Below are 20,439 nucleotides of genomic sequence, written 5' to 3'. Positions count from 1 at the left end.
GTCCGTCCGCGATCTCGTCGCCGCCCCGTTTGGCGACCAGCCGTACGAGCTTGCGGAACTGGTCTGGTTCGAGCCCGGTGAACGGGGCAATCCACCCCGGCCGGGACGCTGTGATCCCCGCAAGCCCGACACCGAAGCGGTCGATCCGGACCGCGGGCAGCGTAACCCGGGCGGCCCGGAAGACCGACGAGGTTCTTCCACCGGGGCACGGGCAGCGCGACAACCTACACCTACATCGGCTTGCTATCGCACTGGCACACAGTGTCGAACCTCCAGCCTGGTGAGCGCGAGCGGCACCAGCGCCTCGAGGTCCGGATCGAGCTCGCAGGGCCGGCAGGAGCGGTGACGTCGGCGCATGTGGGGCTCCGACAACAGCATCACTACCACCGAGACCAACCCAGACATCCCGTCGCCCGGCCGGGGAGCCTGCACCAGCTGCGTCGCCCGCCGTGTCAGGTTCGCGGCGGCGTCGTCGGAGAAGCCGGAAAGATCATCAAGTACCGCTGCGTTTGAGGTCCCCGTGCGGTCGAGACGGCATCGGCAGGCCCGCTGCAGCCGGGGCAGGAGCTGCCAGTCCGCGGCGCCGAGATCGTCGTGTCCGGGTTCCATCTTCGTGATCCTCATCGCGTCGCAGGGTGCCTACACCTACTAGCCTCGCCGACTGCACCCACTGTCAAAAACTTTTCGCGGCGACCACCGGGCCCGGATTCCCGGTCACGCAATCGGCGGGCTGACGCGTTCATGACTCTGGCTGCGACACTTGGCCCTTGGCACCGCGGCCAATTATCCGCGCGAACTCCTGCACCGGCGCTGGAGGGCAGGGTATCTCGAGCTCGCAGGTCGGCGTTCGCCTGCTTACCTTTGTCGCCGACCCGTGGCTTGCGCACCGTTCGCCAGGTGGTCCACGACTACGCGGCGTCGCCGGTCGCGGCCGGCAGGAGCACGTGCTACGAAATGTTGTCCTCGGCGAACTGACGAGGCTTGTCACAGTGTGTGGTCGCGCGGAGGGTCGGTGACCACTAAGTTCGCTGCTATCCGCTCACGGACCTGCAGGGCCAATCACGATGGAGCTGACGTGACGACGATCCGCAGGCTGCTCAGCCCGGGCGACTACCCGCTCGTTTGGCAAGTTCATGACGGCTCGTCGGTGTCTGGCCTGGTCACGCTGGCTGGTGGAGAAGCCGTGAGTGGGGTGGCTTACGACTTGCCGGCGAAGTCCGTGCCGACAGGGCACGATGGGTGGATCGATCCGTCGTGGACAGTCTGGGAGCCGAGCGTCGAGCCGTACGGGGTGGCCCGCGGCCAACTGCGTAACAACCTGGATGTTGCGCTGATCGATGCGTCCGTTTCGCACGAGCTGCCGGGCCAGTCCCTGTTGCAGGCAGATCTTGCCGTGTGTGGCGCGAACCTCCGCGAGAACACCGACTTGCTGTTCGACGAGATCACCTTTCAGGTCACCGGTCTGACGGCACTCTCGGGTGTGACTCCTCTGAAGTACTTCGAGCACCCGGCAAGCCTGCGCGGAGGAGAGCGGCCGCCCGAGTTCCGGGCGACATGGAACGACGAGGCGGACCACTCCTGGCCCGCGGGCGCCGCGGACACGGTGCGGATGCACTATCTGTGCACGTTCAGTCATCCGCAGATGTACACGATGTCGGTAACGGCGTCGCCTGCGGTTACCGTCAGTGGGCCCGCTCGGCCGCTTCGACAGTGGCTGAGCGAGTACGTGCACCCGGTCGCCGAACTGGCCAGCTTCGCCACCGGACGGCCACAGGCGATCACCTGGGCGGAGGTCACGTTCGCTGGAGGGCACGGCCCGTGCGTGGTATTCGGGGCAGCGCTGACCCAACAGAACGAGGTCGCCGGCAGGCCGCATCCGAGTGAGCTCCCGCTGGTGCATTGCGGCCCCGATGGTGCACCGTTGCCGAGGCTGCTGGCCGGTTGGGAGGCTCTCAAAACGGAGCACTCGACCTTCGTCGACTACTTCGTCTCGATCAGCACTGCGGCGCTGCCGGTGACCTCGCGCTTCATCGCGCTTATCGCAGCCTTGGAAGGCTTCCACAGTAAGAAGTACGGTATCGGAGCGACGAGCCCGACCGAATTCAAGAAACAGAAGAAGGGTGTGTTCGGGCGGTTGAGGGAGGCCGCTGGTGTTTCGGACGAGGACTACCAGTGGCTCCGCGCAGAGGGAGCCTACTTCGGCGCGTACGCGCTGCAGGAGCGGCTTCGGTTTCTCGCTGGTACCTTGCCGGAGCCTGTGCGAGCGCGGGTGAACTCCGCCGTGGATCCGATCCCACCACTGCTGCAAGGGATTGTGGATCAGCCAGAGGACATCTGGCAGGTGATGGGCAAAGCACGCAACAACCTCGCGCACGGGAACAACACGCGCCAGGACAACGCACAGCTGGCCGCGTTAACTCGCCTCGGACATACCGTTGCGGTCGCGTTCGTCCTCGAATCCTTCGGTGTTGCAGCCGAGAGACTCGCGGTTGCGATCGACCGCGGCGACCGGTCTGTCCTGTGAGGGTGGCGGCCTTGGGAGCGCCCCATGACGGGAGCTGCGCGCACTCCGGCACCAGCCGGGACGAGCAGGCTCGTGCTCGTCGGTATAATATAGGCCTGGGAGCGGACCTCGTTCATCTGCCGTTGGAGCTCCCCGGCCACTTCCTCGGGGCGCCGGACGTAGATGCGCGTGGACACCTCGATGGCGGCGGGCAGGCGGGTCGGTGTGCTGGATCCACGGGTCGTCGAACTTCGGGGATCTGCAGCTCTACCGTCACAGCCAGGCTTGAGCGCCGCAGTCCGAACGCCCAGACCCGCGGTGCAAGCGGTGTTCTCCCCGCCGCTGCCGGGTGCCTACCCGTCCGCGAGGCGTCCGACGTCCACAGTCGCTGACGACGCGAGCAGGAGCCTGAGCTCGCGGCCTGGTCAGAGGTGACAAGCTCGTCTACAGCGGCGACGACGTCGTAGCGCATTACGCGCGATCGGTTCCGCCAACACCCAGCACCGCGACTAATGCCGGTAGCCGCCACGCACTCGCCCCCGAGGCTCCTCCCGAGCAGGCAGCTGGAACTAGGCTGGGATCATCGGCGAAATACACTGCGGGTTCGTGGCAATGTGGAAAGGTACGATGTGGCGCTTCATCCCCTCCAGGGTCCGCTGGACCGCATGATCGACTATCTGAGCGACGCGCAGCAAATCAACGACGTGATCCAGGAACGCCTCCAGCGAACCACCGCTAGTCGTCGAGCGCAAGGCAAACCTGGTGGTGGGCAACCAGGCAAGCCGCACTCCTCCCTTAACCGCGCCGTCGTCGTGGCGTCGGTCGGAGCACTAGAAGCATTCAACGAAGATCTTGCATTGACCGCCCAACCACTCGATCCACAAGCAACTCCACCGTCCGACTGGTACCAGATCGACGGCAGGCACGGAATGGTGCAAACCCCGAGCCCCTACAACCTGCGCAAGCTCTACTGGACCTTCTTTCGCTACGATCCGACACGCGATTGGGAGTGGAATGTGGAAGTCGCCCCAGCAGAACTCGGCACCGGAAGTACGTGGCGGGTCGGAGCGAAGAGGTACCAGGGGGTTGACGCCGCCTCGTTCCTGGACGCCATGGTCAAAGTCCGGCACGGCTTCGCTCACCAGGACAAGGCACAGAAGCCGCCCGTCCACGCAGGTATCGTGACGCTGACTCCGGCCGGCAAGATCTCAATCCACTCACACCACGCTACGAACGCACTGAGCGTGCTACTCCAGTTCGCCGTCGTCACCACGCACGGCCTCAGTAACTGGTTGCCGGTTGCAGGACAGTTCCGATGGTCGGCACGGATGAGTGCAGCACGGTGGGAAGAACTACTGCGAGGCACGGCAGCGGGGAATTTAGTGACGAAGAGCTGGAAGAATGCCCCGCAAATCTAGCGAATACGTGTCGATCACGTACGTCGAAGAAAGGTCGACCACCGGGGCTACGGTAGCATTGGGTGTCCAACATAGCCCCGGTTGTGGCTGCGGCAGCATGGGCGACGTCAAGTCAGTCCGATGTCTGCACGATCGGCCGGATCGCGAAGGGCCGGTAGCCGGTCAGGGCGGGCAGGTCGAAGTGGTCGAACCGGTTTGCTTGCAAGTGCCAGCGGACCAGCCGGGTTCCGGCGCCGCGTTCGTGATGGAACACCAGCGTGGAAGGAGTCTCCCAGAACGGGGCGGCCGGAATTGCCGTGCTGGTGTCGCAGCCGTCGGGCAGCGGCTGCTCCTGCGGTTCGCTTGTCCCAACTTCCAGCAGCCACGCCGACGGCGGGGCGTACTGGAACGCATACAGCCGCCGGCCGCCGGGCGCCAGTTCGTACCGGCGGCCGGCCGGCACCGCGATCCGCTCCTCGTCGGGGGTGTGCCAGATCGTCTTGCTGCTGTCTGCTTCCAGAGTGGCGCCGGAGAACGGGTCCATCTGCCACGGATCGACGGTCAGCGGTTCGGGGTGGGTGTCCGGGCGCCAGCGGAACACGCGGCTGCCGGTGGGGGAGCCCCGCCGGTAGTACACGGCGCCGTCGTGGACGGCGAGGACTTGGTGGGTCAGTTCGTCGGTCCGGGGTAGGCTCGCCGCCTCGCCGGTCGTCACGTCCAGCAGGTGCGGCCGGTGCCACGAGCGGCGGCCGACGTGGTTCTCGACCCCGGCGAGGAATCGTCCGTCGGCGCTGCGCACCAGGTGGGTGCCCAGGTCGACGGGCAAGCGCTTGACCGTTCCGTCCCACCGCACCAGCACACCGGGGCCGGGTGAAGTGGCCACCGCGATCCCGGTGAGCGTTTCGTAGGCGCGGTAGCGGTACCGGTCCGGGACGCGGCCGAGAACCACCGGCCCGTCCAAGCGCCACACGATGACATCCCCGTTGCCGCCGATCACCCCGGCGCGCGGAGGCGCACCCGGGAACGTGACCGGATTCGCCGCCCGCGCTGGCTGCTGCACCGCGGCCAGGGGCGCCGACGTGGACCGCAGCGACGGACGCGGTCGTGCCACGATCCCGCCCTCGACCGGCTCGATGTACCGGGTGGCGGCGTAGGCGAGCAGCCCGGGAACGTCATCGGCAGGGATGAGCAGCCGTTCGGCGAGATCGTCGACCGGGGCAGGGTGGCCCCACGCGGCGATGAGAGTGAGGTCCGCGGCGGCCCAGGCGTAGCGGGCCTGGGCCGCGGCCTGCTCGGCCTGGGTGGCGAGCCGGTCGGGCAGGTCTAGGCGCTCGGCCGCGGAGGGCGGCTGCTCGGCCAGCCGGTGCCGCGTGCCGTCGGGAACAAGCACTCCGGCGGCGACGAGCAGCTCGATGGCTTCGCGGGGTGACTCCGGTGGTGTGACGCCCAGCTGCGCGCAGATGGCCGGGTCTGGCGGGTCGCCGCGCAGGGGTTCGTCGAGCCACGACTCCGGCCGGCGCGGGCCGTATCCGGCGGCGAAGTAGGCGACCTCCATCACCGGGTAGCCCAGCACCAGGCGCCAGCCGGGATCCGGGGCGCCGATCGCCGGCCGGGTCCGCCGTACCCAGCGCGGCAACCCCGGCTCGCCGTCGCAGGGCCAGAACTGCAGCAGCCAGACGTCGCCTTCTTCCCCGGCCGGGGCCGCGCGGCGGGCCACCCGGGCGTGGAACAGCCCTCGCCGGCCCAGTTCGAGGGTGCCTTCGTGCTCGCCGCCGGTGAGGGTGGCGAAGGCGAGCCGGCCGGTGCGGCTGTGGAACGGCGTCTCGACGACCTCCTCCCACTCGGCAAGGGTGATCTGCGGTGGGTGGTCGTGGGCTTCCATCCGGACGGCTTGGTAGGGGTCGCCGGCGTGGCCGTGGACCCAGGCGTCGCCGGCGGTGGCGATCGTGCCGGACAACGCGTCGGTCGCCAACTCGCCGAGCAGTTCGTGGCCCCACGGCGGCGCCGCGTCGGCGGCGTGGCGGTCGCGGATCACCAGTACGCCGTGGTCGGGCAGGTATTCGTCGTCTTCGAGAACCCCCAAGAGCGTCACGGCACCAACGTATCGGGCAACACCGACAGAATCTGGTCACATCTGGCTCGCCGGGCCGATGACCGCGTTCCCTTTCAGGGCGGAGCACCATGACCGCGGCCGAGCAGTGGCGTCTGGTGACTGCGACGCCGTGGCCGCTCCGAACTGCACGGGGTGTTCCGCTGGTGGCCGATCTTCACTACAAATGCTCGTATGGAACACCTGTGGCACGAGATTGGGGCCTGTGCGGGCGGCGCTCGCTTCGAGCTGACACTGCGCGGCTGCGCCGCGAGGATCTGTCTGATGGACGCCGAGAACTACCGGGCGTACTGCGACGAAGACGAGGACGGGTACGAGTACCACTACGGCGGCTTCTGGGAAGCGAGCCCTGTTGAGCTGGTGTTGCCCTACGACGACTTCTGGTACCTCGTCATCGACAGTTACCCCGGTCGAATCAAGTACTGGCTCACAGGGCCTTACTGACCCAAGCAAGAGTTCGTCAGGCCGGCCTCGTTGAACCGGCCGATCTCCGCCGCCCGTCTCCGTCTTCGAAGTTGACCCGGCCTTGCCCGCGACGGTCTGCTTGGCCGACACCTTCTTGCCGTCCGCGTCGGTGAAGCCGTCTTCCTCGAAGGCCATCGCCTAGCGGCGCGGCATCGCGTGGAACTCCGCGCGACAGACGAACGTCCTCCGTCGGCGGTGAGGCTGCGTAGTCTCGGTATGCCTGTTCGGTGTCCTGCTCGCGTACGGGCTGGGTTCGGAGCCAGTCCGCGAGTGTGCGCAAAGCGACCGGGTCGTCTCTTGCTGCGGCCTTGCGGTAGGCCTGTTCGATATCCCGTTCCCACAGTCGGTGATCGCCGTGCGGCGCTAGAGCCACGTGCCGACTGACAACCTTGACGATGTCGTCCGGCTCGCCGGACGCCGAGCCGGCGGCGGTTGTAACAGGCACGCTGGTGAACCTACCCTGCCGGGCCGGAAACCGTCGTCGAGCGGCGGGGCACCTGGTCGGCTGTTACGGCCGACCAATGCTTCCGCCGCTGGGCGGCGCACGCCGCCGGAATGCCCCTCAGAGCCCGCTGTCGCGGATCGTGGCGCGCAGCTTCGTCAGCGCTCGGTACTGCGTGATGCGAACGTTGCCGGCGGAGATGCCCAGCGCCTCCGCCGTCTCGTTCGCCGACAGTCCAACGATGAGCCGCAGTGACAGGATCTCTCGGTGCAGCGGCGGCAGCGACTCCAACAGCCGACCGAGCCGGGGGCGGAGGTCGAGGTCGTGCACGTGGGTCTCCGGCTCGTTGCCGCTGCGCGTGCGGTCTGGCAGCTCGGGCACGGGCTTCGACCGGTCGCGCGTAACCGAGCGGAAGGCGTCGGCGACCTTGTTCGCGGCGATGGCGCGCACAAGGTAGAGGAACGAGCCGCCGCGGTCCTGGTAGTTCGGCAGCACCTTCAGCACGGCCAGGCAGACCTCGTCGGCGACATCGTCGGCCGAGAGCCAGGACTGGTTGCGCCCGCCCACCCGGGCGCGGCAGTAGCGTACGACCGTCGGCTTGATCAGTCGCAGCAGCGACTGGACGGCGTCTGGGTCGCCGGCGTGCGCCGCCGCCACGATCGGGTTGAGCTGTTCCTTCGTCAGCGCGCCCTCGGGCCGCGGCGAGTCCTCGAGCACGGTGTAGCCGTCGACGACCGACTCGGCCACCCTCTCTTGGGCGGCCGGCGCGTCCGGTTCGGTGTCAGTACGGCCCGGGAGGCTGTCCAGCCACAGGTCGGTGGTGAAGATCGAGTCGACCGCGGTGGGGGACACGCCCGCGTTGGACATGGCCAGCTCGTCCGCTATGACCGAACTTGCGAGCCGTTCCGTCGATGCCGTCGCCGCCGCCGTGAAGGCTCCCGCTGCTACAGCCGCCACGACGGCTCGCCCTCGGAGCGCCGACGACGGAGGATGAAGTCGATGGGAAGTGTGGGACTGGCGGGCAAGCTCGTCGGTCCGGGTGAGGATCGCGGCGACATCGCCAGCCGAGCTGAGCTGGCGGATTCGGTGCGACACTTCAGTGCCGAGCGAGGAGCCCTCGATCAGCTGCAGGAACGGGATCACCGACTCCACGGTCACGGTCATCTCGCGCGCCGTTGGGGCGCGGCCTCCGGAGACGATCTCGTCGCGCAGCGCTCGCAGCGCCGTGGCCTCTGGTGCGTCGCGCCAGCTGCAGTTGCCCTGTTCGGCGAGAGCTTCGACCACCTCGTGAAGGCGTAGCACGGTGGCTTGGAGACGGGCATGCTCGGCGTGGTCGTGGTCAGGCGCGTTACTCATGTTCCACCTCGTTTCTGCTCACGTCGTTTGGCTTCGGTGCGTATCCGGTAGAGGTAGCCTTCGACGGCTCGGGCAGACAGATCACAGGCTTGGCCAGCCTCCTCGAACGTCTCGTCGAACAGCGCGATCCGCGCGGCCGTGTCGCGGATGGCGGGCTTCATGCCGTCGAGGAGTTCCTTGACCTGCGCCAGGCCTTCTACGTAGTCGGCTGGGTCGTCGAGCGCGCGGTAGCGGTCGTCATCGTCTGCCAGCGCGAGCGCGCGGGTGTCGGGATGGTCGTGTTCGGTGACCCAGTCCTTGAAGGCGTCGGTGAAGCTGCGTACGCATGCGCCGACGAAGAACGTCTTCAACGACGCGCCGCGCTCCGGTGACCATCGTCCGCCGCGCAGGGCGTCGCGCTCGAACAGGTGCAGGCCACGGGCGACGGCCTCGCACGCCAGCTCGAGCCTGTCGTCGGCATTGTGGGCCAGGTGCTCGCGGACCTTGTCGGTCGCGTCCACAGGGCGTTGCGCGTCCCGGCACATCTGGTAGATCACCTTCCGTCTGATGAACGAACGCAGGACCGGGAGGGCGTATGCGGCCAGTTCGGCGCGGAAGAGCTCGTACTCGGGTCCGGTGAAGTCCTGCTCGGCGAGGCGCTTGTGCACCTGGGCGTCGCCGCCGAGGCGGGTAAGACGGGTTATCGCACGGTCGGCCTCCCGAGTCTCCGCGTTCGTCTCGGCGGCGGTCTCGCCGTAGTCCTCGAACTGCTCCAGAACCCCGTCCACGTCCGCGAACAGGTCGTCGGGATCCAGCTCGGGTTGTAGGTGTGCGCTCGGGCGCCGCGGCGGCTGACCGCCTGGGAACCGGTGCACCGACACCTGCGTCTCCTTGCTGTACGGACGACCCCCGGTCGGGATCGCCGACGCGGTTCCTGCGGTCCTCGTTCCTCCGAGTGCACGGAAACCATGTATGTGAACCTTCTAGGTCCCCTGCCCCCGGTCACCCCACGACTTTCTTCGCAGAAACTTTTCGTGGGCTGGCCAGCAAATTCGCCCCTACATCCCTGTCATGACCGACAACGAGGACCGGGTTCGGCGGCTCGACGTCGCACGCGCTCAGTCTCCCACGCCGGCGCGGCCGGGCGGCGGCAAAGTCCCCGACACCCGCGGGCGCGCGCGGACCCGGCGAAGCCGTGGAGCAATGTCATCGACAGTTGGTTTCGTGACGCGAAAATCCGCCGGGACGCGCTGATCGCGTTGGCGTTGATGCTGGTCACCGTCGTGATCATCGTCTGCGCGGTCGCGGGGGTACTGGGTCCCCTCGCCCGGGCAGCGCCCGACAGCTACGGCTTGCGCATCGCCGCCACGGGGCTGCTCGGCGGTGGCGGGCTCGCCTACGGCGGCAAGGGACTGAACCGGTGGCGTAGACGAGCCCGCCGCGCCGCATCGCCGACAGCCGCGTCCCAGGACGAACGTTCCCCCGATTAGTGTCAAGCAACGTGCTTCTGACCTCGAAGAAACCGGCTGTCGGGGTGCAACCGTCGAAAGATCTCGAACGAAGGGTGACCGGTTTCCGGTCGCTCGACGATTGCGCAGGTAAGAACGTCGAGCCGCGAACGGAGCAGGAAATGTCCGAGCAGACCAACGTCGCAGGTGACCCGGTGGTGATCCGCAGGCCGGGGGTGGTCCGGCTGGCCGAGACCGTGTTCCGCGTGCATAGCTCCAGCAGGCGGGTCCGGGGGCTGGAGCAGGCTCGGCCAGCACGGGGTAGAGGAACTACCGGCACGCGGACGTTCGTCAGCAGATGGTGATGGTGTTCGAACCGGCGACGTAGGTCTCCGCGTAGTGACTGCCGTTCGGGTAGTACAGGTGCACCTGGAAGTGGATGCACGACGATCCCGGTGCGTAGACCTGCATGCTGATGCTGGCTCCTGTGCCGTAGTCGTTTTCGGTTGGCAGCCAACCCGCCGTGTCGGACCCCAAGTCCTTCGCGGTGCGCCCGCCCGCCGGGTTGCTTCGGACGCTGATCCAGTTCGTCAGGCAGCGAGGAGAGTAGTAGACATCGACGTTGGTGACCACCTGGCCGAGTTCGGTCTCGATTCCCCGCGTAGCGATCCACTGCGCGCCGTTGGCGCAGACGTTGGGGCCGCTTCTCGGGTCGGTGCCATTGTCGCCCGGTCCGGCCTGGGCCGTGCCTTCCGTTGCCGCAATGATCGCCGCAGCGGCCCCGAGGCACGACGCCCCACGTCTGATGATGCTTCTCACTTGATTCTCCGTTCGTTCTTCGACGTCTCATCGAGAAGTTCAAGGTAAACATGGGCCGACGAAACAGGAGTGTTGTTGCCGCAATTTATCGCCGTGAAACATACCTAGACGGACGCTGGTGGTGTGGTATCCGGCTGTCTAGAGTCGGCTGCCGTGGGGCAAGGGGCAGCCAGTCGGCGGGGCCGGCCGAATACCGTGGCTGGGAACTTCCGCGTGGGCCAGAGTGCGGATCTGCCGTCCGCGCATGCCGTGAGCTGGTTGCTGCGGATGAACAGGCTGCATGGCCCGGACGACGAGTTGACTACGGTGCGCAACTTCGCGGTTGCCTTGTCTGCGCACCGGGGTGGGACCCCGGTCACGCCAAGCCGGATCTCCCGTTGGGAAACCGCGCAAGCCGCAGTGGGAACCGCTGACATCGTCGGCTACGAGCAGGTGTTGGGAATCTCCGCGGGACATCTGGTGACAGTCGCGGACCTTGTTCGTCGACCTGCGTCATCGCCGCCGGCCGCTCCGATGTGTCAGGTGCAGGAGCTGCTGGAGCGGGCCATCGGTGGTGGTTACCTGCATTGCACCGAGTGGATGAAGATCAGCGCGGCGCTGACCACCCCGACGCACGCGTTGATGCGGCGGGCAGAATGGCAGGTGCTGGTCAACCGCTTGTTGGTGGAGACATCGGTGGCGCGTGGCTGGCGTTATGTTCCCCGGTTCACGGCTTTGGAACACCTTGGCGCCCACCCGGAGGCTGCCCGGCCGATAGTCGAGTCGGTCGATGCCTTGCTGCGGGATCACTACACGCAGGTGCTCATCGATCCGGTGGCGCTTCTGTCACGGATTCCGTTCACGCAGGCGTCAACGGTGCTCTACCGGCACCTGACCGATCCCTGTGGCGAACGGGTGTTGCACGCGACGCTGATCGGCTGGGGTCTGCGCAGCGCGAGCTGCCGGCTGAGTACGGATGTGCGGCAGCGCCTTGCGGATGTGGCCGGTGCCGTGCTGACCGATCGCACGGTGTCGGCCGCGACCCGGAGCGCGGCGGCCGATCTGATCGCGGCGCTGCGGCCGCTCGGGGGACTCACACTGGCAGCGCCGGTCCGGCGGCAACTCGACGTGGAGTTTCGGGCTATGGTCGCTACGCGATCCCGGGTGCCGGAAGACACCGCTGGCCTGGTGGTGGGGAATCTGGTGAATGCGGTCTCGAGTGGGCTTCGGGTCGTTCACGACGAGGACCCTGTGCTTCCGCATGTGCTGGCCGCCGCCCTGTTCAGCAGTAGCGTGGAACGCAAGGTGAATGCCGGCCTGTTGCTCGCCGCGACTCCCCTGAAGGCGCTGGTCGCCGACGCGCTGGCTCGTACGCTCGGCGAGCGCACCGCGATGGGAACCGCGGTCGCCGAGGGGATGGTTGATCTGCTCGGCGTGACCGGCGACCATCGACACCGCGGTGCGCTGGAGACTGTGCTGGCTGATCCGCAAACCCCCGACGGGGTCGCTGCGCGGGCGGCCATGTCCCTGGGGCACCTGCCGGGTCGCACTCCGTCAGCGCTGTGGCTGTCTGCGCTTGATAGGTGCACGGCGTCGGCGGTGCAGCGTGCCGTGCTTTACGGCGCGGGTATGACCGCGGACGTTGATCTGCTCGACATCGTGGCGGCCGCCCCGGAGCGGGACAGCTCGGTGCGTGAGGGAGCGCGCTGGTGGCGCCGCGAGGAACTGAGGGATCAGGTGTCGATGCAGCTCGGGGAAATCAGCAGGCCTTGACGCTCGGAGCGAGCTGGTCGGCATCCACGATCCGCCCGTCCATCACTCAAATTGTCCTGGAACTGTCCAGTTTCTGACTAGTCGCAGATCTGCTTGAGTGGCTCCGGAATCGAGATGATCGAGCCAGGGATGCGCAACTCGACGTGGCGGTGGCTTTCCGCATCGTGTCGTAGGCCGGCCAACCGCTGGTAAATCGACACGTCATCGGATAGGGAAGCGGCGATCTCCGGGTTGCGGGCACACGAGCCGCGGTGGCGGTGCATCATGGCTCGCGATGCGTTGGTTCGGCGGAAGCGAGTTGAGACGAGTGCGACGATCCTTTTCCAGGCGAAGCGTCGGCATCGTCAGCGGTGTGGTGTTCTGCGTGGCGCTCGTCGCCGGCCTGGTGCTGTTGCTGGTCGAGGGCGGCCTGGATCAGGGTGACAAGATCGCCAGCATCGTCAGCATGGTGATCGCCGGGATCAGCCTCCCGATTACGGTCTACACCGTTTACGTGTCGGCCAGGCAGGAACGGCAGGCAACCGTCTCGGAGCCGGGCCGAGCGGCTCGATGCGTTCGCGGACATCCTGGCCGACGCGGTGCGGACGCAGTGGGAGTCTGAGGAACAGATCAGGCGAGTGCACGACCCATTCCCGTTGCCGTTCCGATGGAGCACTGCCGATGGCGAGCTCACCGATCACTGGCAGAACATCAACGGCAGCCCGGACGACGACACCGTCCTGGACCTGGACGGCCAGGGCGAGAACGTCGTCGACGTCTTCCGCCGAATCCCGTCCGGAAGGCTCGTCGTGCTGGGCGAAGCGGGGGTGGGCAAGACGATCTTGACTTTCCGGCTCGCGCTGACCTTGCTGGACGAGCGCGAGCGCGGGACTACGCAGCCCGTGCCGGTGATCTTCTCCCTTGGGTCGTGGGATCCGGCACACGCGTCCCTGCGTGACTGGCTCACCGAACAGCTCATTGCACTACCCCGTGCTCGGCCGGCAGGACGGAGCGGGCGAGAGTGTCGCGGCCCGGCTGCTCGCCGCCCGGCGGATCCTGCCTGTGCTCGACGGCCTCGACGAGGTCACCGAGAGCCTTCGCGGGGAAGCGGTCACCAGGATCAACGCAGGCGTGCGGCCAGGCGATAAGTACCTGCTGACCAGCAGGCCCCGTGAATTCCGCGATGCCGTCGAGGCATCGGACGTGCTGACAGCGGCGGCGACAGTGCGGCTCGAGGCACTGACGATCGACGATCTCGATCGCTACTTGCCGCTGACGACCCGGAAGGGGCGCGGCGCCGGGACGAAGTGGCACCCGGTCCTGGAGCACACCCGGCGCTCCGCTGTCGACAGCGCGCTGTTCGAAGTGCTTTCGACGCCGCTGATGGTCGCACTGGCCGGACGGTGTTCAGCGACACCGACGCAGATCCGGCGGCATTGCTTGCTGTGGACAGTCCGGATTCTCGGACCACACGCGAGGTGCTCGAAGATCTGCTGCTCGCCGGATTCGTCCCTGCTGTGTACTCCGATCAGGTCAGGGGCGCCCGTGCGGACCGGGTGACGCGGTGGCTGCAGTTCCTGGCCCGGCAGATCTGCCGCCGGGAGACGTACGACATCGCCTGGTGGCAGATCGTGCTGGCCGTCCCCAAGGCAGTGGTGGGCGCCGTGGCAGGATCGGTGATCACGGCAGCTGCGTGGCTCGCCGCGGGCTACCCCGGCTGGGCCGGGCGTTGGCCCGACCCCGTCCCCCAGCACGCGTGGGTGATCGCGACCCTGGTGGCCGGCCTGATAGCCGGCATCGCCGGAGGAACCATCGTGGGCCAGGCCCGTGGTATCCGGCCCGCCCCGGCGCGCATCAGGTTGCAGATATTGGGCCGGCTTGGGCAGATCGCCGGGCAGCCCGCTGTCAGCCTGCGGGGCTGGCGCACCGTAGCGTGGCTGCTCGTGTGGACCGGCGGCGGTGTGTGTTCGGCGTCGCGGCGTCGGTGTTCGGTCACAGCGGCAACGTCGTTCCCGTCGGGCTCGCCGCGGGTCTGTTCTCCGGTCTCGGCACGTGGTTTGTCGTGTCCTTCGTCCGCGCTCTCGGGACTCCCGTCGATCCCACCGAGACAACCAGCCCGGCCGAGCTGCTGCGCACTGACCGACGTGCCGCGCTGCGCCAGGGACTCGCCGTCGGCCTGGGCGGGGCTACGGTGTTCTGGATGATGCTGGGCTTCGCCTTCGAGTCCGCGTTCGGCGTTCCGTTCTCCGTCGTGTTCGCCGGCGGGCGCTGGATTCCCGGCTTCCTGATCATGGTCGCGGCGGGACTGCTGATCTGGATGCTGTTCGTCACGGTCTGGGGTTCTTGGCTGGTGGCGCGGCTGTGGCTGTCCCTGACCGGACGCCTGCCGTGGCGCGTGATGCCGTTCCTGACCGATGCCCACCAGCGGGGTGTGCTCAGGGCAGCGGGCGGGGTCTACCAGTTTCGCCACGCCCGGCTGCGCAACTATCTCGCGGTGCGTAGGAACCGCTCGACCCGATCGGTGTCCGAAAGGCGAACCGCGTGACCGACCCCACCGTGTGGAGTACTAGTCACACGGGGGCGGCGCGGGCGTCCAGAGACGGGCAGTGCCGTCGTCGCTTGCCGTTGCCAGCATCGTGCCCGTCTGACTTACCGCTACTTGGGTCAGGGCATCTTCGTGGCCCGACAGCGGCGGGCCCACCGGTGCGCCAGTCGCCCAGTTCCACAGAAGGGGCAGTGTGGTCGCGGCTGGCGGTGATCAGGGTGCCCGGCTCAGGGAACGCGATACTTCAGACGGGACTGTCGTGTGCCGTCCATGGTTCTCGCACGGGCCTTCTCGTTGCTGTGGACCACACGTGGACGGTGCCGTCGTCGGCTCCGGCGGCCAGTGTGCGCCCGTCGGGGCTGAACGCCACGCACGCCATCGAAGAGGAGTGCTCGGCGAGGTGCACGTCGGCGGGTTCTCGGTCGCCTACGTGCCATAGTCGCAGGTCGCCGTCGGCGCCCGAGGATGCGATCCAGCCGCGGGGGCTGACCGCCAGGTCGTTGATCGGGCCGGTGTGGCCGGTCATGACCGAATGGAGGGAGAGCCCGTTGGTGAGGTCCCACACCCGCACGAGGGTGTCCCCGCCGCCGGTGACGAGTGCGCGGCCGTGGAGAGTGAATGCGACCGCGACCACGTAGCCGTCGTGCTCGAGGGACAGCACCGGCAGAGCGGTGGCGGTTTCCGGGGCCCACAACCGGACAGTGGTGTCCACGCTGGCGGAGGCAAGGGTGCGGCCGGTCGGGCTGAAGGCGACACCCCAGACCGGACCGCGATGACCGCTCATCGGCTCACCGTGCGGCGTTCCGTCGTATGTGTTCCACAGCCGGACGGACATGTCCGCGCTCACCGTCGCCAGCCGCCGGCCGTTGGGACTGAACGCCACCCCGGTCACTTCGCAGTCGTGCCCGATCAGGATGTTCGTGCAGGACCAAGCAGCGGTGTCCCGCCTCGGCAAAGGTGTGACCGGTTCGGTCGTCAAGGGTGCCTGGCCGGTTCTTTCTGCCCGCCGTGCCGCGAGCCATAACGTGTGGAACCGTTCAGTGTCACCGCCGAGTGTCTCGACGATGAGCTAGAGATATCCCCATTCGGGACACGCGGGCCCGTGAACGCGTTGTGCACGGTGGCGTGGCTGACGACACCGATGCCGATATCGGCGGCGATCTGCCGCAGGCCCGGCTCCCCGGCCCGGAAGTGAAGCTCGTGCAGGCGGTCGAACAAGACAGTGATCGGACCTGGCGGGGTCCCCGCTCGTTTCAGTATTCCCACGGCTTCAGCGTACGAACCGGTCGACTCCAGTCAACGTTCGTCCACGAGCGTCAACCCGGCTGCGGCGCCACGGAGGATCGTACGAACAACTGGAGGAGGCGGCGATGGGGATGGTCGAGTGGATGACGGCAGTACTGCTGGTCCGGCCCGTGGCGGTCGAGATTGGCAGACTGGTCGTGCTGAGCCGATCGGCGTGGTCGAAGATCAGGCTCGGCCGTGACGACCGCGCCGCCAGAGAAAGTCACCAATGACTACAAACGCCGCGGGATCATGACCTTGTTCGCGGCATCGAGGTCGTACCGTTGCACGCGCACTGCGGGTGCTGCGCGAGCGCGGGATCATCGAGACCGGCCGCCGCCGCTTCCTCATCCGCAAGCCGCGCGTCTTGCGTGCCTTCGCTCGTTCTGAGTCAGACACGGAAGCAGCATTACGACCTCCCGGACCTGTGTAGTCGGCGGCGGCCCCGGCCCGACGGCGACGTTTAGGTGTGGAGACTGCCGTGATCGAAACTGCCGAATGTACGGGTGACCGAGGTCAGGCGCTCAGTGCCCGGCCAGCACGTCCAGTTCGGCGATGATCGCCGAGTACGCGTCCGGGTCGCGTTCGAGGAGCTCCTCAACGACGTAGGCCCAATCGTGCTCCACAAGCTGGCGCGCCAACGCCGCGTCCGGGGACAAGCCGGCGGTGCTGGTCATTGGGAACCTGCCCGGGACCGCGGATGTCGCCGTCTTGCGGTCGTAGTCGACGGCCGACTTCCGCAGGCGGGACGCTTCCTCACCGACCTCGGTCAAGCTGCGGATCCTCGCAGCACAGAGCTTCAGCACGTTGTCCACCCTGCTCATTGATCGGGACTCATCCGCCAGGTTTTCGCGGATGGCCTGAGCGAGCGGAAGTAGATGGTGAAGCGTCGCCGCGGTTCGGTCGCGATCGCCCCAGCCAGCCGCCACTTCGACCATGCCAAGCAGTCCGCTCATCGTGTCGAGAGGCTCGTCCAGCACGTCGACAAGGTCTCCGACCTCGTCGAACAGATCGCCGTCACGCGTATCCCGTGCCACCAGGAGCAACGCGCTCGCCCGGTCCAGCCGATCATCCGCGTTCGTGGCGATACTCTTCGCGAGTGCAGGCTGGCCAGCCGCGAGGGCGGCGCGAAGCACGTCCAGACGGGGTCGCCGTTGCAGCGCCGGGTCGGTTACGGAGGAGAGGGCTCGTTCGGCCCGGTCGAGCTGGTTGGCGGCCAGCGCACCTTCGGTGATGGCGGCCCATGCGGAGGATCGGGCCATTTGGTCGGTCAGCTGGGCTGCCAGTGCCTCCGCCCGGTCGAAGTCTTCGCGGTCGGCCATCGTCCTGATCCACAACACGGAGATCCGTTGGTCGTACTCGTTGACCAGGCGACGGGCGACGTCTTCGGTCAGCTGGAGTAGTTCGGCGCCGACTTCCCGTTCGCCGGCGCGGAAAGCAGCGGCTGCTACGAGAAGGACCAGGTCCGCGTTCGTGCCCAGTTTGGCGTACTCGCGGGTGATCGCCGCCGCCCGGTCGACGTCGCCGGTGTCCGCGACCGCCGCGGCCACGGTGATCAGAGCCTCCAGCCGCTGTGCCGGGTCATGCACCAGGTGAGCGACCTCGAGCGCTTCGGTGCTCAGGCGTGCGGCGTATTCCCGATTCTTCGTGCGTGACGAAGACGCGATGGCCGCGAGCCCGGCACACAGCAAGCGCGGTTGCGCTGATTCCCGCGCGATGGCTTCGGCGCCGGGAACATCCCGCTTGGCGGTGATCCGGATGATCGACTCCAGCCACGCTTCACGCTTGTCCGTGTCATCCATCGTGTTCACGACCCGCAGCGCCCGCTCGTCGTCGCCCGCAAGCGCGGCATACCTGGCAAGAGAACCAGCGTGGAACGACGTTCGGTAGAAGCTGTCCGCATCGAGGACTGCTTCCGCTTCGTCCAGCAGGGACTTCGCCCGATCGGCTTGGCCCAGTTTCCCGGCGGCGACCGCCATGGCGCCCAGCCCGTCCGTGTGCCAGCGGGGTTCCTCGGCCCAGAGCACCTGCTCGGCCTCGGTCAAGAGAGCATCTGCCTGATCCCGCGCGCCCGCGTCAGCGGCGTGCCCAGCCAGCTCCGCAAGAGCCTCGGCCCGGGCAACCGAATCGCCGATGAGAGCGATGACACGACGTGCCCGCTGGTGATCTCCGGCTTGTTCACTGGCTTTGGCCAGTTCGACCACCGGACCGGCGCCGAAGAACTGATTGAACTCTGCGGCGTGTGCTTCTGCCTGGTCGAGCATCTTCTCCGCATGCCGGGTTTCACCCGCCGCGTGGCAGACGGTGGCGGTGGAGATCAATGCTCTGATGCGGTCAGCAGGGTTGCTGATGGCCTCGATCATGGCTTCCGCCCGGTCCAGCTGCCCGAGGAACGCCCAGCCCGAGGGCGCCGACGTCGGCAGCCTGCGGTTACCGCGCAGCAGATGCACTCGATGGACCGCGAGGCGTACGAGCGCCATCAGGTCGGGCTGCTCCGAAGCCAGAAGCGAATTCTGGGTGGCAGAGATTTCGCCTAGCGCGGCGCCGTCTCCGCCGGTGCGAACGAATGCGAGGCGGTGGCGGTGTGGGTCGGTCGCGCAGGCGTGCATGCGGGGTAAGTCGTGGTCTGCCTGCAGCATCGCGAAGTAACCGCGGAGGAGGTACTCGGGGGTTTCCGGCGGCCATCGCCTCGCGGCGTAGTCGTCGGCCCAGTCGTGCAGACGCTGTCGGTAGTGGGCCACCTTCGGACCCAGCATCGACCGCGCGCCGACCAGGAGCTGTTCGTGCGCCAGCACATGGACGTCGTGAGCGAGCTGAGGGCGCTCTGGTGGCCGACGGGCGAAGCTCCGGCCGCTCGCGGTGCGCAGGCTGTCCTCGATGTGCCGATCCGAGAAGCCGGTCAATTCGGCCAGGTCGGGCGTGGTGAGCCCGCCGGCGGCCGCTACGAGCAGCCCGAGCAGGGCCTGCTCGATCGAGGTGCCGTGGAGGAGGCGTTTTAGATCGCGTTCTTTCGCATCGCGCACGGCACGAGCCTCTTCGGACGGGGCGAGCCGGCGGACGATCGCCGGTTCGCGGAGCGGGTGGTCGTCAGGCACATCGTCGGGTAAGGGCGGGCTGTCACGGCCGGAGACGATCACGCGCATCCCCGCAGGCGGTCTCATCGGGAGCAGAGCCGCGATGCTGTGTGCATCGGGGCTGCCATCGAAGCCACGATCTTCGTCCAGACCGTCCACGACCAGCGCGAGCTGTTCACCGCGCCGGCTGTAGCCCTGCGCCACTTCGGCCAGCAGCCCGAGCATGCCGGTCTCCCTGGTCGACTCGGTGAACGGGGGGAGCGGGATTCCGCGGAGTGCGCCGAGCTGCTCGAGAAGGTTGTCCACGAATGCCCGACGATCGCTCTGATCGGGCTGGCTGCCGGTGATGAAGAACGCGACGATCTGGACACCAGCGGGTGGTTCGAGGACAAATGTGCTCAGCAACGCCGACTTGCCCGACCAGGGGTCCGCACGCCACCACGCGTAGGTTCCCGCGGTTGCGGGCGATGTGCAGAACCTGGCCAGCTCGGCGAGTTCGTCGTCGCGATCGACCAAGTGGCGGGGAGCGAACGACTCGACCCGCGACAGGTAGTAACTGCGCGCTGGTTCGCCGTTGCCGATGTGCACGCCACCGTGCACGGTGGCAGCCTGGATCACCGGACCGGTGAACCTGCCCGAAGCCGAGTTCTGCGCCACCGGGCCATCATCCCGGATCGCGTCGGTCTCCGGTACCTGTCACCTGCGCGGGACCGTGGTGGAACCCGGCGTGGAGATGCCCCATCTCGATCGCTGTGCCGAATTCGCTGTCGCTGATCACGTCTGTCGTCGCCGGTACTTGGGAAGGCGGAGCGCCTTCGGCGCGCGTCCAGAGGCGCTGCGCAAGCTGTGCCGCAGGAGATCACCGTTGGGGCGTGATACGTACAAGCGGAACGTGGCCGAGTACTCCTTCACTGCCGCCGGCTGTGTCACCACCAGCGACGGTGGGAGCGGCGCTCACTCGTCAAGACGAGGTCTTCGTATATCGACTCGGACAGCGCCACTGCGAGGAACATCTGTCCGGGGTCGGAACAAGTGACCTCGGTCCCGCCCGGTGCGCGCATCGTGCGCACGACGGGAGTGTGAAGCCACCCTCGGTGCCATCACTCACCGAATCATTGTGCGGCACAGCGGCCGACAGGCCGGCCGTCGCGCATCGGTTGAGCGGGTGAGGTCAGTGCACGGGTGGGAGCGAGAGACGCGGCCGACTCCGGGTCCGGTACAGCACGGACGGGGGCGTTCGGGGAGTTGGTGATGAAGCGCCGAAATGGAGCGCGAGTCGGTCACCG

17 protein-coding genes are annotated in these 20,439 nt (G+C 67.5%); 9 read left to right on the top strand and 8 right to left on the bottom strand.

Annotated features, from left to right (window positions below; genetic code table 11):
* Positions 1–243: 243 nt before the first annotated feature.
* Positions 244–624 carry a hypothetical protein gene (locus ABZW17_RS40940; protein ID WP_354826597.1) on the bottom strand — a complete coding sequence of 127 codons (381 nt, stop codon included), beginning with the start codon at positions 622–624 and terminating at the stop codon, positions 244–246.
* A gap of 451 nt (positions 625–1,075) precedes the next feature.
* On the opposite strand from ABZW17_RS40940, the gene ABZW17_RS40935 reads away from it, so the two are divergent.
* Both ABZW17_RS40935 and ABZW17_RS40930 read left to right on the top strand, forming a co-directional pair.
* On the top strand, positions 1,076–2,524 hold the full coding sequence (locus ABZW17_RS40935) for a HEPN domain-containing protein (RefSeq protein ID WP_354826595.1): 1,449 nt from the start codon (positions 1,076–1,078) through the stop codon (positions 2,522–2,524).
* 644 nt (positions 2,525–3,168) lie between these two features.
* Entirely contained in the window at positions 3,169–3,921 is a 753-nt protein-coding gene (locus ABZW17_RS40930; RefSeq protein WP_354826593.1) for a hypothetical protein, read from the top strand.
* Between the two features lie 112 nt (positions 3,922–4,033).
* On the opposite strand, the gene ABZW17_RS40925 is transcribed toward ABZW17_RS40930, so the two are convergent.
* Complete coding sequence (locus ABZW17_RS40925; protein WP_354826591.1) at positions 4,034–5,992, bottom strand: hypothetical protein; 1,959 nt, start codon at positions 5,990–5,992, stop codon at positions 4,034–4,036.
* 192 nt (positions 5,993–6,184) lie between these two features.
* On the opposite strand from ABZW17_RS40925, the gene ABZW17_RS40920 reads away from it, so the two are divergent.
* Positions 6,185–6,454, top strand: a complete 270-nt coding sequence (locus ABZW17_RS40920; protein ID WP_354826589.1) for a DUF1883 domain-containing protein — start codon at positions 6,185–6,187, stop codon at positions 6,452–6,454.
* Positions 6,455–7,037: 583 nt separating this feature from the next.
* On the opposite strand, the gene shbA is transcribed toward ABZW17_RS40920, so the two are convergent.
* Together shbA and ABZW17_RS40910 are read right to left on the bottom strand one after the other, a co-directional pair.
* The gene (shbA, locus tag ABZW17_RS40915) at positions 7,038–7,664 is read right to left on the bottom strand and encodes an RNA polymerase sigma factor ShbA (RefSeq protein ID WP_354826605.1); all 627 of its coding nucleotides are present in this window, start codon (positions 7,662–7,664) and stop codon (positions 7,038–7,040) included.
* Positions 7,665–8,269: 605 nt separating this feature from the next.
* Positions 8,270–9,133 (bottom strand): hypothetical protein, encoded by an 864-nt coding sequence (locus tag ABZW17_RS40910; RefSeq protein ID WP_354826587.1) that lies wholly within the window; start codon positions 9,131–9,133, stop codon positions 8,270–8,272.
* A gap of 387 nt (positions 9,134–9,520) precedes the next feature.
* Between ABZW17_RS40910 and ABZW17_RS40905 the strand changes: the two genes are divergently transcribed.
* Positions 9,521–9,742: a hypothetical protein gene (locus tag ABZW17_RS40905; protein WP_354826584.1), complete on the top strand. Its 222-nt coding sequence runs from the start codon at positions 9,521–9,523 to the stop codon at positions 9,740–9,742.
* A 309-nt stretch (positions 9,743–10,051) separates the two neighbouring features.
* Here ABZW17_RS40905 and ABZW17_RS40900 read toward each other — a convergent pair whose 3' ends face one another.
* Positions 10,052–10,519 (bottom strand): hypothetical protein, encoded by a 468-nt coding sequence (locus ABZW17_RS40900; RefSeq protein ID WP_354826582.1) that lies wholly within the window; start codon positions 10,517–10,519, stop codon positions 10,052–10,054.
* Positions 10,520–10,732: 213 nt separating this feature from the next.
* Between ABZW17_RS40900 and ABZW17_RS40895 the strand changes: the two genes are divergently transcribed.
* From ABZW17_RS40895 to ABZW17_RS40880, 4 genes are all read left to right on the top strand, one after another.
* Positions 10,733–12,271, top strand: a complete 1,539-nt coding sequence (locus tag ABZW17_RS40895) for a hypothetical protein (protein ID WP_354826579.1) — start codon at positions 10,733–10,735, stop codon at positions 12,269–12,271.
* Positions 12,272–12,635: 364 nt separating this feature from the next.
* On the top strand, positions 12,636–12,872 hold the full coding sequence (locus tag ABZW17_RS40890) for a hypothetical protein (protein ID WP_354826576.1): 237 nt from the start codon (positions 12,636–12,638) through the stop codon (positions 12,870–12,872).
* Positions 12,873–13,240: 368 nt separating this feature from the next.
* Positions 13,241–13,810, top strand: a complete 570-nt coding sequence (locus ABZW17_RS40885) for a hypothetical protein (protein ID WP_354826574.1) — start codon at positions 13,241–13,243, stop codon at positions 13,808–13,810.
* Between the two features lie 385 nt (positions 13,811–14,195).
* On the top strand, positions 14,196–14,795 hold the full coding sequence (locus tag ABZW17_RS40880) for a hypothetical protein (protein WP_354826572.1): 600 nt from the start codon (positions 14,196–14,198) through the stop codon (positions 14,793–14,795).
* A 21-nt stretch (positions 14,796–14,816) separates the two neighbouring features.
* Here the strand turns inward: ABZW17_RS40880 and ABZW17_RS40875 are convergent, their stop codons facing one another.
* Both ABZW17_RS40875 and ABZW17_RS40870 read right to left on the bottom strand, forming a co-directional pair.
* On the bottom strand, positions 14,817–14,951 hold the full coding sequence (locus ABZW17_RS40875) for a WD40 repeat domain-containing protein (protein WP_354826570.1): 135 nt from the start codon (positions 14,949–14,951) through the stop codon (positions 14,817–14,819).
* An 88-nt stretch (positions 14,952–15,039) separates the two neighbouring features.
* Positions 15,040–15,750 carry a WD40 repeat domain-containing protein gene (locus ABZW17_RS40870; RefSeq protein ID WP_354826602.1) on the bottom strand — a complete coding sequence of 237 codons (711 nt, stop codon included), beginning with the start codon at positions 15,748–15,750 and terminating at the stop codon, positions 15,040–15,042.
* Positions 15,751–16,165: 415 nt separating this feature from the next.
* On the opposite strand from ABZW17_RS40870, the gene ABZW17_RS40865 reads away from it, so the two are divergent.
* The gene (locus tag ABZW17_RS40865) at positions 16,166–16,312 is read left to right on the top strand and encodes a hypothetical protein (RefSeq protein WP_354826567.1); all 147 of its coding nucleotides are present in this window, start codon (positions 16,166–16,168) and stop codon (positions 16,310–16,312) included.
* A gap of 291 nt (positions 16,313–16,603) precedes the next feature.
* Here ABZW17_RS40865 and ABZW17_RS40860 read toward each other — a convergent pair whose 3' ends face one another.
* Entirely contained in the window at positions 16,604–19,810 is a 3,207-nt protein-coding gene (locus ABZW17_RS40860) for a hypothetical protein (RefSeq protein ID WP_354826565.1), read from the bottom strand.
* Positions 19,811–20,439 lie beyond the last annotated feature (629 nt).

The organism is Amycolatopsis sp. NPDC004625 (genome assembly GCF_040609695.1).
Lineage (GTDB): Bacteria > Actinomycetota > Actinomycetes > Mycobacteriales > Pseudonocardiaceae > Amycolatopsis.
This window is presented reverse-complemented; position numbering and strand designations above follow the sequence as displayed.

What these genes read in the sequence shown, in the direction of transcription:
- ABZW17_RS40940 (WP_354826597.1), bottom strand. Translation starts at nt 624, where the DNA reads ATGAGGATCACGAAGATGGAACCCGGACACGACGATCTCGGCGCCGCG.
- ABZW17_RS40920 (WP_354826589.1), top strand. Translation starts at nt 6,185, where the DNA reads ATGGAACACCTGTGGCACGAGATTGGGGCCTGTGCGGGCGGCGCTCGC.
- ABZW17_RS40865 (WP_354826567.1), top strand. Translation starts at nt 16,166, where the DNA reads ATGGGGATGGTCGAGTGGATGACGGCAGTACTGCTGGTCCGGCCCGTG.
- ABZW17_RS40905 (WP_354826584.1), top strand. Translation starts at nt 9,521, where the DNA reads ATGCTGGTCACCGTCGTGATCATCGTCTGCGCGGTCGCGGGGGTACTG.
- ABZW17_RS40930 (WP_354826593.1), top strand. Translation starts at nt 3,169, where the DNA reads ATGATCGACTATCTGAGCGACGCGCAGCAAATCAACGACGTGATCCAG.